Raw genomic sequence first — 16,571 nt, 5'->3', positions numbered from 1 at the left:
TCAGGCTCCTGCTGTCGTGGCGACGAGGGGGCCATCGCAAACGGGCGTCGCGTTCCGCGCCACGGACACGTCGACCGGCGCGGTTTGTTCCGCTGCATCCGCAACCCAGGCCAGCTTGCCGGCGAGATCGGCAATGCTTTGCGACACGCGCTGCGGTGAACACATGCCGGCTACGAAACGGTCCGGGCGCAGCAGCACGACCGACTCCGACACCCGTGTGAACCAGTCCTTCAGACGGCCATCCACGTCACCGAGGGCGATCACCCCCTCAGGTACGTCGTGGCGGAAGCTCAGCTGCGTATCGGGCTTGGCGATCACAAAGCATCCGCCAAGACCCTCCCAGATCGCACGCGCTGCCGGCGTCAATCCGTAGGTGGGATCCGCGCCCCACCCGATCATCGCGAAGCGGTTCCCTAACGCATCGTCAAGTCGCACGACGCGGCCATCTTCGAGCCGCACGGACGGCTGGATGAACATGCGTCCAACGGGCGAAGCACTGGCGGGATCGCGGCCGTACACGAGACGTCCAATGAACGACTCGCGCTTTTCGCTCATCAACCCAAGCAGACGGCCGGGCGCCGTGTTGCCCGAGCGCTCGAGCAAGCGCGCGAGAAATCCGTGTTTGCGTTTGCTCTCGGGGAGCAACACCACACCTGATTCGTAGCGCGGCATCGGCTTGAAACGCATCTCGACGAAATAGCGCTTCACCGAGGGCAGAACGTTGAACGTGCGCACGAACGCGTCACGGAATCGCGAGCCAAACCGGCTCGTGGGCGCGAAGATGTCGCCGGCAACTTCCGACAGATGGATCATCGAACGCGCGTGGGTGCGTCGCTCCATCGTGTAGGTGTCGAGCAGACTGTCCTGCGCGAAACCCTTCACAACCATCGCCAGCTTCCAGCCGAGATTGCTTGCATCGCGGATGCCGCTGTTGTATCCCTGGCCCTGCCACACCGGCATGATGTGCGCGGCATCGCCCGCCAGCAGCACGCGCTTCACGCGGAAGGTGCTGGCAAGACGCGCATTGTGGGTATAGACGCGCTTGCGGATGTAGTCGACCTTGTCGGGGTCGGCCACGACCTTGCGGATCAATGCCGCCAGGTTCTGCGGCTTCGACAGTTCTTCCTCTGTTTCGCCCGGCATGACCATGAATTCGAAGCGGCGAATGCCGTGCGGCAAAGCCGCCGACACGTAAGGGCGCGCCGGATCGCAGTGCATGTAGACATGGGGTGAGCCGATCGGGTCGTTGCGCACATCGACAACGATCCACTGGTTGGGTTTGGTGCGGCCTTCGAAGGGCACGTCGAGGGTGCGGCGCACGAAGCTGTTGCCGCCGTCGGCGCCGACCATGTATGTCGCGCGGATCGATTTCTTTTGGCCCGTGCTATCCGCTGCCTCGATCGTCACACCCGCATCGTCCTGCGAAAAGCCGTCGACACTGTGGCCGAGCAGGACCTGCACGTGTTCGAAGCGCTCCAGACCATCGCAGAGAATGCGATCCGCGAGCGGCTGGATGAAGGCGTTGCGGCGCGACCAGCCGAATTCGTCGGTGCGCGGTTCAATCGATGCGAAGCAACGGCCCTTCAGCGTGAAACGCATCCAGTGATTCGGCGTCGTGTGCGGCAGCAGTTCGTCGACGAGCCCAACGGACTGGAACACGCGCAAGGCCTCGTCGTCGAGACCGATCGCCCGCGGATAGTCGATGATCTGTTCCAGCTTCTCGATGAGCACGACGCGCACGCCCTGCAGTCCGAGCATGTTGGCGAGCATCAAGCCGACGGGGCCTGCGCCGACGATGGCGACATCGGTGTACACACTCTGGGGGCGGCCGTCACCGGCCGCCATGTCGATGGCGGGGGTCATGTCTGTCTCCTGTTCTTGCGCCCGGAATGGACCGTGGTCGCATCAGTTGCGGGCTGGATCAGCGAAAATCCGGGGGAGACAGCGGTGCGCGACGGATTAACCGAAGCGGGCTGCGCGGGTCGTGGAAGGCTTCGTCAGCCACGATCCGCATCTCCTCGAATGTTTGCTTTGAGGCGAGTGTAGGAGCGCGCCCCGTGCTGCCTCAACATAATCTGAAAAATGTGCATAGAATGCACATTATTGAAAATAAAGGAGATTTTTGCGTGACGACGTACACGAACGTCCGAGGTCTGGCGCGCGGCCTGCAGGTGCTGCAGGCCCTTAACGCGATGGAAAGCGGCCGCGCCACGAGCCAGCAGATCAGCGATCTGACCGGACTGCATCGCACGACGGTGCGGCGCCTGCTCGAAACGCTGGTAGAGGAAGGGTTTGTACGGCGCAGCACGTCGGACGACAGCTTTCGCCTGACGCTCAACGTTCGTTCGTTAAGCGAGGGATTCACCGACGACGAGCGAATCGCGACCATCGCGCCGCCAATCATGGGGCAGTTGCTGCAACGCGTGGCATGGCCGTCGGACCTGACGACGCCGGACGGCGACGCGATGATCATCCGCGAAACCACGCACCGGTTCAGTCAACTTTCGTTTCACCGGTCGATGGTTGGGCGGCGGCTGCCTATTCTTTTGACCGCGGCGGGCCGCATCTATTTCGCGAAGTGTCCTGACGCCGAACGTGAAGATATTCTCGACCTGTTGCGCTCGGGCGTGGGCGGCGAAGAACAGAAAGCGCTCGCGTCCAACGATGCGCTGATTCGTAGTCTCATCAAACGGGTTCGAACCGACGGGTTCGGATCCAACCACGGCGACTGGGCTGCCCAGAGCAAGATCGGCGCGGTCGCTGTTGCGATCATCTCGCGTGAGCGTGTGCTTGCGAGTCTCAATGTGGTGTTTCTGTCGCGCGCGGTTACGCTCGCAGAGGCAACGCGGCGCTATGTTCCCGAACTGCAGAACGCCGCGCGAGAGATGGTCGCGGCGCTGGAGGCCGAACCGGCGCAGAACAAGGTTTGACTTCGCACAACAGGCGTGGGCTTGAGGCGCCATTTCGGGCAGGGGAACGCGACTACTTGTCGTCGCCATAGGTAAGGCCGTGTGAGCCCGTCGATCGCCAATCTCGCGCGGATACCGTTTCAGGCAAATGCAGACTCCTGGAAATCCTCACCTTTATCCAAGGTGCTCGCAAAAAACAGCGTTGACTCACCTCCTGGATTCGCTCACCTCTCTCACATCTGCGACTCCATCTCCTGGAATTCCTCACCTTTGCGCGTCGCCGGCTACCCCATAGATATAAACAAGCGCGGCATCTCTTTGCTGACAGATAGCGATGCTGCAATCTGCAGCGCAACGCGTATCAGGTATCCAAGCCAACGTTGGCGAAATCGCGGGGCGGCGCGCACGTCCAGTCTCATAAGACTCTTGCGGCGTCCGGTATCGATGAGACAACACTGCTGAATCACTGGCACGCCCCCGAAAAAGCTCACCTTTGATGTGCCTGGGGTTAGTGCGCCCGGTCAGCCTCCTGCCCTGACCGACCCGCAGAAGAGGCGCGATGCAAATGCATCGGGCTCCTCCGCATCGTGCGTATCGTGCTTCGCGATACGCCGCCTATGACTTGCTAACCGTCTTCACAGCCGGCTGCCCGCCCGGTGCAGGTCGATGGGCCGCGCCCGGATTTTCAGCCGCCGCTTCGCGCACCGAACGGTTCGGCCGTTGCGCCGCTTGATGCGATACATCCGGATGATGTCCCCGTTCGTTAGCTGCCATGTGACGGCCTGGTTCTTGACGGTGCTCATCCGTCGCGGCTGCGCGCATCGACGCCCGATGGTGAGGCTTTTCTAGATGGTGGTCATCACCTGCGTGCCGCGCGACAGGATGAACCTCGCGGCGCGACACCATCGCCGAGCGCAGATTATCCCGACGATGGAAGACCTCCCGACGCCTGTCGCCATGAGCGTAGAAGTGCCTGCGGCGTCGGCCGTCGGCGTCCGTCACCCAGATATACGTGTCTCCGCCCAGATAGACGACGTCACGATCGGTCGCGGTAGCGATATAGACATCGTTGCGCTCGGGCATCAGTTCTTCTCGCACGACGGGCTGAGGCGGCGCGACAGGCGGACCGGGCACCATCGGCGCAGCCACCACGGCGGTTGTGCGCGCCGGTTGCGCTGCGACTCGCCCTTCTCCGGAGGTCACGCATCCCCCCAGCGAGAGTGCGCACGCGATTCCGGCGATGGGTAAAGCCAGCCTCTTGTTGTTCAAACCAGGCTCCGTATTACGGTAGACATGATCCTGGGGATAACGGCCCAACCGACGGAATTCTTGAGGGCATACCGTGTGCGCGAGGCGATTGAAGGTGATAGCTGATCGAAGGAGCGGCAACGGCGTGTCGGGCGCTATCAGCGGGGGAGGCAAGAAGCGGCAACAACCGGCAAGTATTGCTGCGTGGGGATCGCGTTCGGCTTGACCGTGCAGGGCGTTACGATAGACTTGCCTCGTCAGGGGAGGGGTATTGCCGTGTCCGATCTGAAATCCAGGCTGATTCGTTCGACCGCCGTTTGCGTCTTTGCTTGCGTGTCGTTGCCGGCGCACGCCGGACCGTCATCAGAAACAGCCCCTGTTGCCGAGGCGAGCGGAGCGGAAACGTCTGCCTCTATCGATGTCCTGTCGGCGCAGCCTTTGGTTGGCGACGACCCGGTTGCGGTCAGAGACGCCCTGGCGAAGGAGAGTCGCAAGGCCAACTCGCCTTCGTTGAGCGATCGCGTGGAGAAACTGTTCAACGTCCCGACCCACAGGAAACCGCGCGATCCCGATTTGGCGAAAGCCGGGCTCGATCGCGACCTCGCGTTTGTCGTACCCGCGCCCTACGGCATACTGTACCGGTCGACGACGCATCTGTTGACGGTCAACGTCGATCTATCCGGCGACGAGACTCCCGGCGTGATTCTGCTCAGAAAGACGATAACGGGACCGCGGGGCCGAGGGCTTGTGGTGGCAGCTGAGGCGAAGGCCAAGGGATACATCCAGAATATCGACCTGATCGGACTGGATTCCCGCGAAGGAAGAAAGACCACCGTTCGCGGACGCGCGACGCTCCCGCCGTCAGCGTTCTCCAAAGCGAATGGAGCCTTCGCGGTCGTGTTGATCTGCAGCCTGGTTCCGCCCTACCTGAACGACCGGAGCGAGCACAGCGATCCCACCAACGAAGAGCCCACCGACATCACCACAAGAACCTCGACACTACACGCCAATATCCACGCGATCTGGCTGGTCAGCCCGCAAAAGGGCACGGTGTTGTCGAAGAACCTGCATCTGTCGAAGTAACGCATCCCGGGATGGATGTTCGGCACTCGCCGACGGTCCCATCGCGCGGCGCGACGGACTTGATGCGATCGTCGGACCAGGCGCATCTCGCGTGATGCATTGCGGTTCTGGTGAGCTAGCGGACGCTCAATGCATCACCGTGCCATTCCGTCGATCCAGTTGCTTCATCCTTTTCGGGGAAGCTCCGGCACCTGGAAATCCTCACCGTATTGAATATTTCTCGTGTCTCCTGGATTTCCTCACCTCCTGGAATCGCTCACCCATATCGCGGCATCTCCTGGAATTCCTCACCATCCTGGAACGTCTCACCTTTCCGTGTTGCAGGCTGCCACGCAGCGACCGCCAAAGAGCGCGTATCAAATGCATGGTGAGCACACGCTACTTGCGATACTTCTCACGCCAGGTGGTGGCCCGAAGGTGCGTGCGTTCTGGTGCGTCACACGCCCGGCGCTCCCGAGTTCCGCCTGGCGGACGTGGGGCAATTTCAGCGCCTACCCTGCGTTGTAAGCCTGAATCCGCGATTCGCGGGAGTCTTTTGCATTTGGCGGTGTGCGCCGATGTGGCAGTGTCACCTGTCTAAAACTTCACTTTCACCTGAAAGCCCAAAGTGAACGGAAGATGATCGGAAGGGATCGGCGGAATCAGAATGATGTTTGCGCCGACACGCTTGTAGTCGAGCATCACAATCGGCGCTGCCACTGGACCAATCGTGTGATTGTGTCCAAGCCCCCAGTTGCCATAGTTGTAGCCGGAGATCATGCCTGCCATCACGGCGACTCGCACGAGGCCCCAGTGTGCAAATTCGGGTGCCCAGACTCCGCCGCCATACCACGACGGGCGTCGGAGCGAATTGCGAAAACCACCGGCTGTCAGCGCCCATTCGTTGCCGAGCCAGCATTCGACGCCAAGCCCAGGATTGAACTGCTCGAAGTGTTCGTCAGGATCAGGATTAATGTGATACGAGCCGAGCATCGCGTCGACCCAGACGCCGCCCTTGCACCACTCGGCTGCTCGCGCCGTGGTCGCCGTCGCGAGGCCGGCGGCAGCCACGGCCACCGCCGCACGCACTATCGTGTGTTTCGCCCGCCAGAAACGCATGTCCTCTCCGCCGTCGGTCGAGTGCCGGCGTGATCAATGTTCTGTCCAGTGATTTTATGGGCCACCCGTCGCGCACTGTACCGCAACGCGCACCCGCGAAGAGGAAGACCCGCTCGGGTCGGCAGGCACGCATACTGCCCAGCGTGCCGCCGGACAGAACAATCATGGAGAGCCGATGGCAGTTCGCTGACGTACGGTCCGCCAAAGGTGAGCTTTTACAGGCCCAGTTCCGATAGACCCGGATGGTCGTCGGGACGCCGGCCGAGCGGCCAGCGATACAGCCGGTCCGCTTCCCGGATCGGCATGTCGTTGATGCTTGCATGACGGTGCGCCATCAGGCCGTTCTCATCGAACGCCCAGTTCTCATTGCCATACGAGCGGAACCAGTTACCCGAGTCGTCGTGCCATTCATAGGCGAAGCGCACCGCAATGCGGTTGTCCATGGATGCCCAGAGTTCCTTGATCAAACGATAGTCGAGTTCCTTCGCCCACTTGCGACGCAGCAATCCGACAATCTCCGCGCGCCCCGTGACGAACTCCGCGCGATTGCGCCACACGCTCTGCGGCGTGTACGCCAGCGACACGCGTTCCGGGTCGCGCGTGTTCCAGCCGTCTTCTGCGGCGCGCACTTTCTGGATCGCCGTTTCGCGTGTGAAGGGCGGAACGGGCGGACGGGTTTCGACCGGTTCAGTCATGGCTTTTCCTTACGTCGGGTGGAGGCTTGCCGTGAAGGCGAGCGAGGGGTTGCGGATTCGGCTTCGAGCAGACGTTCGGCCGCGGCGCGCGCATCGAGCGCGGCATCGGCGTCGCCGCTCACGAGTGCCACACCGATCGCACCGTCGATCAGGATCAGCCACTTACGTGACAGCCGCGCAGCACAGTGCGCGTCCCGATCGATCGTAGCGACGTATTGGTCGCATACGGATCGGACGAATTGCAGCAAACGCACTTTGTGTTCGCGCGCAACGACACGGATCGGATCGTCGGCGGCTTCGATTTCTCCTGCGGCGTTGAGGAACGCGCAGCCATGAAAATCACCCGACGAAAACCACTCGCGCAAGACGTCGAACATGCCGATCAGACGCGTGCGCGCGGTGTTACCACTGCGCAAGGTTCCTTCTACGAACCAGTTCATCCAGCGCTCGTCACGCCGCGCCAGCGCGGCGGCGACGAGCGCATCCTTCGATTCGAAGTGGGTATAGAAGCTTTTGCGCGCCGTCCCCGACTGGCGGACGATCGCATCGACGCCAGTTGCGTGGATGCCGCCAGCGTAGATCAACGCTTCAGCGGCTTCGAGCAGCCGCTCGCGCGGACTCGCTGCGGACAGATTGTCATCGGAAGTAGCCATGACCGGAGAGTAGAACGATCATTCTCCGTCGTCAAGTACCGGATGAATTTTGCTGGTCAGGCGGGCTTACGCTATCGTGTGACGAAGATCGACTGAGGGAATAAATGTCATGAGGACCTCCGCTTTCCGCGCGCCGGTTGCGCGCGCTTTATTGATCACTGCGGTCGCCCTGACGGCGGCCTGCACGCCGCTGCGGGTCGTCACGCATTCGGTGAGCACGACGGAGGCGCGCGTGCCGACCGGACGTTACCAGCTCGATCCACATCACTGGAGCATCACGTTCGACATCGATCACTTCAAATATTCGCGCTTTACGATGCGTTTCGATCGCGCCACAGCGCAGCTCGACTGGAACGAAGGCGGTCTGGACAGGAGTGCGGTAGCGGTCACGATCGATGCCGGGAGTATCGATACGAACGTTCCGCTGCTCGACAGGATGGTGAAGGGCCCCGATATGTTCGACGTGTCCCGCTATCCGGAGATAAAGTTCGTGAGCACGCGTTTTGAGCGCACAGGCGACGCGAGTGGCAAATTGACCGGTGATCTGACGATCCACGGCACCACGCAGCCTGTCACGCTCGAGGTAACGTTCAACGGCTTCGCCCCCGATCCGCTAACAAAACAGGACACGCTCGGGTTCTCAGCCGACGGCCGTTTCAGCCGTGCGAAGTTCGGCCTGTCGACATGGTATCCAGCCGTGGGCGACGACGTGCACGTCCGGATTCAGGCGGAATACGTCAAGCCGCTTGCAGGCGCTGAGGCGCCCACAAGCAGTACATCGCTCAATGATCAGGCGGCGGTCCAGTCGAGAATGACCTTGCCGCTTTCGCCCGAGAGCATGGTCGCAAAGGCGCGCTCGTAGTCGTCGACCGGGAAGCGATGCGTGAGGATCGGCGACAGATCGAGCCCGCTTTGCAGCATCGCGACCATCTTGTACCAGGTCTCGAACATCTCGCGGCCGTAAATGCCCTTGATCTCGAGGCCCTTGAAGATCACCTGCGTCCAGTCGATTGCAGTCTGCGCGGGCGGAATGCCAAGCAGTGCGATCTTGCCGCCGTGATTCATCGCTTCGAGCATGCTCGTGAAGGCGCTCGGGACACCCGACATTTCCAGACCGACGTCAAAGCCTTCGGTCATATGCAGATCGGTCATTACGTCGCGCAGCGATTCGCGTGATACGTTCACCGCGCGCGTCGCGCCCATTTTGCGTGCGAGGTCGAGGCGGTAATCGTTGACGTCGGTGATCACGACGTTGCGTGCGCCGACGTGCTTCGCGATCGCCACTGCCATGATGCCAATCGGGCCGGCGCCGGTAATCAGGACGTCCTCTCCGACGAGATTGAACGACAACGCGGTATGCGTGGCGTTGCCAAACGGATCGAAAATCGCGGCGAGATCGTCGGAAATTTCAGGCGGAATCTTGAACGCGTTGAAGGCCGGAATGACCAGATATTCGGCAAACGCGCCTTCACGATTGACTCCAACGCCAACGGTATTGCGGCACAAATGCCGGCGCCCTGCGCGACAGTTGCGGCAGAACCCACACGTAATGTGACCTTCACCGGATACCCGGTCGCCAATCTCGAAGCCGCGTACCTCCTGGCCCATCTCGACGATTTCGCCGACATATTCGTGCCCGACATGCATCGGCACAGGAATTGTCTTCTGCGCCCAGTCGTCCCATTTCCAGATGTGAATGTCAGTCCCGCAGATCGCCGTGCGGGTGATACGGATCATCACGTCGTTATGACCGACTTCAGGCTTCTTCACGTGCGTGAGGGTAAGACCCGGAGCGCGTTCAAGTTTTGCGAGTGCTTTCATGTGTGCGCCCCGTTTAGATAACGTTGAGGGACCGGCCGACGCGTGCGAATGCGTCAACGGCACGATCGATCTGCTCTGGCGTGTGTGCGGCGCTCATCTGTGTGCGAATGCGCGCGCGGCCTTTAGGTACAACCGGAAATGAAAAGCCGATCACATAGACGCCTTCATGCAGCAACGCGTCCGCCATGCGCGATGCAAGCTGCGCATCGCCAAGCATGACGGGAATGATGGGATGCTCACCCGGCACGAGCGTGAAACCAAGCGCGCTCATCGCGCTGCGAAAGTGCGCGCCGTTCGCGCGCACGCGCTCGCGCAGCTTCGCGCCTTCGTCGCTGGCAAGCAGTTCGAGCACCTTCAGCGACGCAGCGGCGATGCTCGGCGTCAACGTATTCGAGAACAGATAGGGCCGCGAGCGCTGCCGCAACAACTCGATGATCTCCTTGCGGGCGGCGACATAGCCGCCCGACGCACCGCCCAGCGCCTTGCCGAGCGTGCCGGTAATGATGTCGACGCGCGACAGCACACCGCAGTGCTCCGGCGTGCCACGGCCATGCTCGCCGATAAAGCCCACCGCGTGCGAGTCGTCGACCATTACGAGCGCGCCGTAACGGTCCGCGAGATCGCAGATGCCCGCGAGGTCGGCGATGATGCCGTCCATCGAGAACACGCCGTCCGTTGCGATCAGCTTGAAGCGCGCGCCGGCGGCGTCGGCTTCGCGCAGCTTCGCTTCGAGGTCGGCCAGATCATTGTTCCTGTAGCGAAAGCGCTTTGCCTTCGACAGCCGCACACCGTCGATGATGCTTGCGTGATTCAGTTCGTCGCTGATGATGGCGTCGGATTCGTCGAGCAAGGTTTCGAACAGGCCGCCGTTCGCATCGAAGCAGCTGGAGTAGAGAATACAGTCGTCGGTTTGCAGAAACGCGGCGAGTGCGCGCTCCAATTCCTTGTGCACGGTCTGCGTGCCGCAGATGAAGCGCACCGACGCCATGCCGAATCCATCTCGATCGAGGCCGTCTTTCGCGGCCGCAACCAGGCGCGGATCGTTCGCGAGGCCGAGATAATTGTTTGCGCAGAAGTTCAGCACATCGTTGCCGGCCTCGAGGTGTACTTCGGCTGATTGCGGGCTCGCGATCACACGTTCGCTTTTGTAAAAGCCGTCGGCGCGGATCTGGTCGAGTGTGCTGCGCAGATGGACGAGAAAGGGATCACGCATGAATCAGGCTCCTGAATGGGTCGGCGGATCTCGCCGTCACAGTGTTCCGCGTGCCGGCGGCCTGTTATAGTCGGCAGTCAGCTTTATCGGACAAATTCGTTTTTCCGAACTAAAATTCGGTATGTCGAACAACTCTAAACGATAGGTCATTAAATGGCAAGTTCCGGGACCCGGCGCAGTTCCACACTTTTCGCGCCTGCCGCGTCCGGCCCACAGTCCGCTTCGACGGTTGCGGCGCCGCCGCGCGTCGGCGAACAGATCCAGCGGTTGCGTAGTGAAAGGCGGATGACGCTCGACGAGCTGTCCCGCGCGGCCGGCGTATCGAAGTCGATGCTGTCGGAAATCGAGCGCGACAAGGCGAACCCGACTATCGCAGTTGCCTGGCGGCTGACGAACGCGCTCGGCGTCAGTCTCGACTCGCTGTTTGCGCAGCAAAAGGCGCCGGAGGCCATTGCCGTGTCCGGCCCGCACGAGATCCCGACGCTGAGCGGGCACGAGGCCCGCTATCAGTTGCGGGTGTGGGGGCCGATCGAGCTGGCGGGTAAGTTCGAGTGGTACGAATTGACGCTGCAGGCGGGCGGAGCGCTGGTATCGAATGCGCACGAGCCGGGTACGCGCGAGCATTTGACGGTGCTGCAGGGCGCGATCGAAATCGAAGCGGCAGGCGCGACGCGCAAATTGAAAGCCGCTGACACGGCGCGCTATATCGCCGACGAGCCGCACGCGATACGCAATGCAGGAAAGGGCGAGGCGAAAGCCTTGCTGGTGGTGATTCACGGTTAAGCCTCCGCGCGCCTGAAACCATTCCACGATAGCGCAATGCGGGCCGGCTCGCGCCTCGGCCGAATGGCTGAGGTTGCATCAAGCACTGTATATTTGTACAGTATACGGGGATTGATGGAGCCAAACATGAACCACCCGAACGACCATGATCTGGCCGCTCTGCGCTTTAACGCCGCGGCCCGTGACCTCGAACACATCGTGCGTCATATCGCGGCGCGTTGCATCGTGCAGCAGGTACCGCTTACGTGGCGCTTGCTGCATGCAATCGAAGCCGAGGCACTCGCCGACCTGGGTTGCGCCAGCCGGCACGACGCGCTGATGCTTGGCCTGTTTCAGCGGCCAGACGATCTGCCTTATCCGGAAACCGATGAGTCGGTGGACTTCGGCTCGTCCAACGCATTGCCGGCTGTTTTCGCGTTCGCGGTCAGCACGTATGAAGAAGCGGAGCGTACGGCATCCCAGGCTGCGGCGGGGCGTGCGACGGACGTAGCCGGTCGCCGGGCACGGTCGTGGGGCGGATGATCCGGCGGGGTTTTTAGCGCCGTGGCTCCTGTACGCCATTGCGGGTCGAGCCGGTAGGGGTTGGCGTGGCAGGCTGACTGGCCACTGCATCCACCACCCCTGCTGCCTGAGTACCCGCCTGAGCAGGCGGCCGCGCTGGCGCCGGAAACCAGCCGCTTTTCGGCACCACGACGTTCGCGTCGGGTTGCTCTTCGAAGTGTGGCGACATGATTTGAACGCCATATTCGTTGAACACGTCGAGAATGTGGCCGTGCAGCTCGCTCAGAATCAGCGGCCGCTGCGCGGGATTTTCCATCGATGCGTAGAGCTCGTACTCGACGTAAAAATCCGACAGCGCGCGCTGCAAGACGAACGGCGCCGGCTCTCCAAGCAGGTGGCGGGTTCGCCCAGCGGCTATCGTCAGCATGGCGTGAACCTGACGCCATGGCGTGTCGTAGCCGATGGTCACCGACGTCGACAGCGAGGTGCCACCTTGCTGGTCCGCGAGGCTCGAATAGTTGCGCACGACAGCGCCCACTACCAGCGCGTTCGGGATCGTCACCTCTTCCTGGCGCAGGTTGACGAGCTTTACCGAAAGCGTATCGACACGCAGCACAATGCCTGTCGTTTCGCCGATCTTGACAAGATCGCCTTTGCGAAACGCCCTGCTGTAGATGACGACCATCCCGCTCATCAGCTGGTTGACGATTCCAGCCGAACCGAATGTCACCATCAGGCCGAACAGTACGCTCAGGCCTTTGAACACGTCGCTTTGCGCGCCCGGAAAGTAAGGGTAGGCAACCGTAACGGCCAACGCCCAGACGATGATGGTAATGACGCGGCGCGTCGCCCCCGCCGTCTCCGGGTGCAGACCGGGAATCGTCAAACGGCCCGACTGGATAGCCTGAAAAACATTGCCGATCAGGCTCTGGATCGCCCGTGTGAGCAGGAAGATGACGATGACGGTGACCACGCCCGGAATTGCGCTGACCGCCCCAAGTGCGAACCGGTCAATCAGCGACCATAGGAATCCACTGAGACGCGCGCCCATAGGCTCGGTCGCCGGGAACTGTTCGAGAACGAAGATCAGATAGAAATAAACGAGCGCGAGAACCAGAAACAGCGCCATGATCTGGACGATCTGGTACGCGAGCTGAAACGCCGAACCGGTCCAGTCGAAGCATTTGGCTGTGCGGTGCAGAACGTGACGCTCGACCGCGTACTGAATCTTCGCCTGCAACCTCGAACGCATCCGGCCAATGACCCACACGAGTCCCAGCAACAAGGCCGTCGCGAGCGCCGAATAGATCAGGCCGCGTGCGATGTCCGGCCAGTGCAGTTGCGCCTGGCGCGCGTTCAACGCCGCTAACAGCAGTGCCCGCGTCTCGGCAACAACGGCATCAAACGAGCGGTCATCGTCGGGATCGAGGTCATCTTCGACCAGCGTGAACAGAATACGGTCGCGCACGCGAAAGGCAACGCCGTTCTTTTGTTCGATCGTTACGTTAAACAGCTCGACCGGCGCCTCCACCGTCGGTCCAGTTAGCGACTCGAGAGCCCTTTGCGAGCGCGACACCCGCTGTTCGGGCGTCAGACCGCCCAGCGTCGCGCGGAACGTGGTGATCGGACGGTCCATGAACCGTAAGTCGGCACTGGCCGGCGGCGTCGCGCCTGCGGAAGGCGTCGAGCTCGCCTGCGCGAGGACAGGATCGACTGACAGAAGCGTGAGACTAAACAACGCGCAAGCCGCCACAAGCTTGAACACTCGATCGAACATCATCGGCAATCCTTAGCAAGATGTTCCGGTTCAGCGTCCCGAATAGCGAGGCGGATGGCCGTGCAAGCAGACCGTACGTACCGCAACGGCCACAAAGGCGCTGCTGGGAGTCGAAGACGACAAGGCAAAGCGTTCGGGGAAGAGTCGACTCTACGACCAGTCGTCGAGTCGAGGATACGAAATGGCCTCTGAAATGTAAATATGCCGGGCGGAGACTGGAAGGCACACCCGGGATGCCCTACACTTCGACGCAACTAACAGTTATTTAGACCATGGTCGCTTCACATCCTTCCTCCTCGCCTGACCGGCACATGCCAGGCACCGATCTCTTCGACCAGCAACGTGAAGACTGGCGTCGCGATCCGCGCATTGCGTTCGACGCATGGCTCGCAAAACAGAATTTCAGGAGTTCTTCCGCAGACGTGTATCGCGCGCAGTGGGGACTATTTCTTGACTGGCTGAAGCTCCGGCGCAAGAGCCTCACGACGGTCGACATGCGCACCATCGCCAATTTCGTCGCGAGCCTTGAGATTCGAAAACCGCAGCGTGTCAGGTATTTACGGCTGATCGAGCGCGTGCTCGATCACGTGCGGGAAGTCGAAATGGCTTCGACGAATCCCGCAAGATTCATCGCTCAGGACGGTGACGCGGCGTGGCGCAATGCGCGTGACAACGAGCCAACCGGCTTCCTCACGTCAGGTGAGCGCGCGATGCTGGTCGCGCATTTATTCGCGCCGCTGACCGAGCTATCGGCTGCGGCTAGATGGCGGGAACGTCGGGATCGCGCGTTGATCGCGGCATTTCTCGGCGGCGGGATAAAAACTGGCGAGGCTCGTGCGCTTGCTGTTAGTTGTGTCAGTCCAGGGTCGCCATGGGTCACCATCGACGCCGCAAATCCCGCTTTCGCGCGGCGCACCCGGCTGTCTCCGTTCGCCGTGGCAATCATGGATGCATGGCTAGCTGAACGACGACTCTCCGAACTGCAAGGCGATCTTGTGTTTCCGGCCTCTCCGTCGGGACGCCCGATGCACAAGGCAACGATGCTGCGTTCAGTCGACGCGCTTATCGAAGCGGCGGGCATCGCTCGATCGCGAGAAGCGCGTGCAAGTCCGCACACGCTGCGCAATACGTTCGCGGCGGACCTGTTTGAAAGCGGCGTCGCACCTGAACTGGTTGGCCAGTGGCTCGGCTTCATGCAGCCGGTATCGGCGAACCGGCTGCATCGCGCGTGGCGAAACTGGGTCGATAAACAGGAAGCGCGCGCAATTGATGGCCCGAATTCGGCCGCGCCAACAGAGCCGGAATAGCCCGCCGGCGCGCGCCTGGGTTAGATGCTGTTCCCGCAACAGCTCACCTTTAAGCTCCTGAATCGTCTCACCTTATTGGCTGGCAGGTCTGGAAGGCCGCTCCGCGGCATTCACGCCGGCGCGGAAATAGACGACGAGAGAAAGCGGGCGATCGCCTCCAGTCGGGAGCCGCCCATCCCGGACGAATGCTCGCATTCAGGACATTGCAATTCGTAGCGGAGATCGACGTGCGAGAGCTCTGGCTCACCTTCATGGCATTTCGGACAGCGTTGAGGGAGAGAAGCCAGACTGTCAGCCGAGGTACCGATGCTGGCGAGTTCGTCTGCGGTGAGCCGGCCGGCACCGGCTAGCTCACAGATCACGCTCGCGACAGCCGGATCGATGCGCTGTTGTCCGCGCAGCGTCGCGATTTCCGCGGTCAGCCGATCGATTTCGTCCGATTGCTCGCGTAATTGTGCGTCGAGTCGGTCGGCACGCGCTTTGGCTGAAGCGATCTGCTGAATAAAGTCGAACTCCTTGCGACCTGCTTCGCGCACACCGGCCTGATACGTGGCCGCCATGCTGCGTAACGAATCAAGTTCGACCAGCATGGGTTTGACCCTTCGTTCCGCTTCGGCAACCGCGTCTTTGATCTGCTGGGCATAGTGCTCGGTGCTCTGACGCAATTCGGTGTGAAGCGCGTCGATGCGATCGCGCAGACCCGCATTGGTCGCTTGTTCGGTATCGAGACGTTTGCACAGTGTCTCGTTTTCGGCCTCGATACGGCTGACCGTTGCCTGAAGGCTTTCATGATGGGCGGCGTCATGCGTCGTTGCCGCTGCCCGTGCTGCTTCCAGTTCGCGGACCCGGTTCCATGCGGAGTCGGCGCGCGCTTCTGCGCGCTGGACAGCCTCTTCCGAAGCCTCCCGGCGAATTTCGGTTTCGCGGATTTTCTGTTCGGCAGCCGCTATCTCGGACTGCATGGATCCGCGGTCTTCATCTAACGTCGAACGGGCGTGGCTCATCGCTTCCTGGAAGAGGGCGCCGAGCAGTTCGCCTGCCCGATCTTCGAGCGATTTAGGAATCGCACCGGCACCGACGCGTACTTTCGAAACCGAGCGAATCCGTTCCCAGAAACTATCGATGTCCTTTGGGATGTCACTCGCGCTACCTGTCTGCGTGAGGTCGCGCACCGTCGCCATGGAAGGACGGATTCCAAGGTCGAAAAAAAGCCGCTTGCAAGCGTGCAGCGACAGTTCCTGCCGACGCGCTCCGTTTTCGCGCATCGATTCGAGTTCCTCGCGGATCGCCCGGCGTTCTTCGTCTGAATTCATGTATGTCTCGAGCGAGCTGGGATTCGATGAATCATAACAATTTACGTAGTATTTGCTACGAATTTGGGTCTGCAGTGAAAATCGTTGTGCGCGGACGACGCTTTTCCTGTCTGTGCCCGATTCTTGTGTTACATGACGAGGATTTTCCGTGAAACAAATCGAAGAATAGT

14 protein-coding genes and 1 pseudogene are annotated in these 16,571 nt (G+C 61.3%); 6 read left to right on the top strand and 9 right to left on the bottom strand.

Translation table 11 applies throughout. The features are described 5' to 3' along the window. Entirely contained in the window at window positions 1-1,863 is a 1,863-nt protein-coding gene (locus B0G77_RS30765) for a bifunctional 3-(3-hydroxy-phenyl)propionate/3-hydroxycinnamic acid hydroxylase (RefSeq protein WP_133665651.1), read from the bottom strand. Between the two features lie 263 nt (window positions 1,864-2,126). Between B0G77_RS30765 and B0G77_RS30760 the strand changes: the two genes are divergently transcribed. Further along, window positions 2,127-2,930, top strand: a complete 804-nt coding sequence (locus B0G77_RS30760) for a DNA-binding transcriptional regulator (RefSeq protein WP_133665650.1) — start codon at window positions 2,127-2,129, stop codon at window positions 2,928-2,930. A gap of 594 nt (window positions 2,931-3,524) precedes the next feature. Here the strand turns inward: B0G77_RS30760 and B0G77_RS30755 are convergent. Continuing rightward, complete coding sequence (locus tag B0G77_RS30755; RefSeq protein WP_133665649.1) at window positions 3,525-4,178, bottom strand: hypothetical protein; 654 nt, start codon at window positions 4,176-4,178, stop codon at window positions 3,525-3,527. A 255-nt stretch (window positions 4,179-4,433) separates the two neighbouring features. On the opposite strand from B0G77_RS30755, the gene B0G77_RS30750 reads away from it, so the two are divergent. After that, window positions 4,434-5,240: a hypothetical protein gene (locus B0G77_RS30750; protein ID WP_133665648.1), complete on the top strand. Its 807-nt coding sequence runs from the start codon at window positions 4,434-4,436 to the stop codon at window positions 5,238-5,240. 576 nt (window positions 5,241-5,816) lie between these two features. Here B0G77_RS30750 and B0G77_RS30745 read toward each other — a convergent pair. From B0G77_RS30745 to B0G77_RS30735, 3 genes are all read right to left on the bottom strand, one after another. Continuing rightward, window positions 5,817-6,338, bottom strand: a complete 522-nt coding sequence (locus tag B0G77_RS30745; protein ID WP_133665647.1) for a hypothetical protein — start codon at window positions 6,336-6,338, stop codon at window positions 5,817-5,819. Between the two features lie 215 nt (window positions 6,339-6,553). Further along, a complete protein-coding gene (locus B0G77_RS30740; protein ID WP_133665646.1) occupies window positions 6,554-7,033 on the bottom strand; it encodes a nuclear transport factor 2 family protein in 480 nt (159 codons plus the stop codon). Further along, a complete protein-coding gene (locus B0G77_RS30735) occupies window positions 7,030-7,686 on the bottom strand; it encodes a TetR/AcrR family transcriptional regulator (RefSeq protein ID WP_133665645.1) in 657 nt (218 codons plus the stop codon). Before B0G77_RS30735 ends, B0G77_RS30740 begins: the two co-directional genes overlap by 4 nt. Before the next feature lie 109 nt (window positions 7,687-7,795). Here B0G77_RS30735 and B0G77_RS30730 point away from each other — a divergent pair. Beyond that, window positions 7,796-8,443 (top strand): annotated as a pseudogene (locus tag B0G77_RS30730) (YceI family protein); the annotation flags it as partial. Window positions 8,444-8,475: 32 nt separating this feature from the next. Here the strand turns inward: B0G77_RS30730 and tdh are convergent. Both tdh and B0G77_RS30720 read right to left on the bottom strand, forming a co-directional pair. Continuing rightward, entirely contained in the window at window positions 8,476-9,507 is a 1,032-nt protein-coding gene (gene tdh / locus B0G77_RS30725; RefSeq protein ID WP_133665643.1) for an L-threonine 3-dehydrogenase, read from the bottom strand. A 13-nt stretch (window positions 9,508-9,520) separates the two neighbouring features. Then, window positions 9,521-10,720 carry a glycine C-acetyltransferase gene (locus tag B0G77_RS30720; RefSeq protein WP_133665642.1) on the bottom strand — a complete coding sequence of 400 codons (1,200 nt, stop codon included), beginning with the start codon at window positions 10,718-10,720 and terminating at the stop codon, window positions 9,521-9,523. 153 nt (window positions 10,721-10,873) lie between these two features. Here B0G77_RS30720 and B0G77_RS30715 point away from each other — a divergent pair, with 153 nt between their 5' ends. Together B0G77_RS30715 and B0G77_RS30710 are read left to right on the top strand one after the other, a co-directional pair. After that, entirely contained in the window at window positions 10,874-11,503 is a 630-nt protein-coding gene (locus tag B0G77_RS30715; protein ID WP_133665641.1) for an XRE family transcriptional regulator, read from the top strand. Window positions 11,504-11,629: 126 nt separating this feature from the next. After that, window positions 11,630-12,025: a DUF2471 family protein gene (locus B0G77_RS30710; protein ID WP_133665640.1), complete on the top strand. Its 396-nt coding sequence runs from the start codon at window positions 11,630-11,632 to the stop codon at window positions 12,023-12,025. Window positions 12,026-12,038: 13 nt separating this feature from the next. Here the strand turns inward: B0G77_RS30710 and B0G77_RS30705 are convergent, their stop codons facing one another. Continuing rightward, window positions 12,039-13,784 (bottom strand): mechanosensitive ion channel domain-containing protein, encoded by a 1,746-nt coding sequence (locus B0G77_RS30705; RefSeq protein ID WP_133665639.1) that lies wholly within the window; start codon window positions 13,782-13,784, stop codon window positions 12,039-12,041. Window positions 13,785-14,092: 308 nt separating this feature from the next. Here B0G77_RS30705 and B0G77_RS30700 point away from each other — a divergent pair, with 308 nt between their 5' ends. Next, the gene (locus B0G77_RS30700) at window positions 14,093-15,088 is read left to right on the top strand and encodes a site-specific integrase (RefSeq protein ID WP_243751281.1); all 996 of its coding nucleotides are present in this window, start codon (window positions 14,093-14,095) and stop codon (window positions 15,086-15,088) included. Between the two features lie 110 nt (window positions 15,089-15,198). Here B0G77_RS30700 and B0G77_RS30695 read toward each other — a convergent pair whose 3' ends face one another. Beyond that, on the bottom strand, window positions 15,199-16,401 hold the full coding sequence (locus B0G77_RS30695) for a DNA-binding protein (RefSeq protein WP_133666949.1): 1,203 nt from the start codon (window positions 16,399-16,401) through the stop codon (window positions 15,199-15,201). Between the last annotated feature and the right edge of the window lie 170 nt (window positions 16,402-16,571).

Source organism: Paraburkholderia sp. BL10I2N1 (genome assembly GCF_004361815.1).
Taxonomy (GTDB): Bacteria; Pseudomonadota; Gammaproteobacteria; order Burkholderiales; family Burkholderiaceae; genus Paraburkholderia.
Note: the sequence above shows the minus strand (reverse complement) of the source record. Positions and strands in the feature narration are given on the sequence as shown.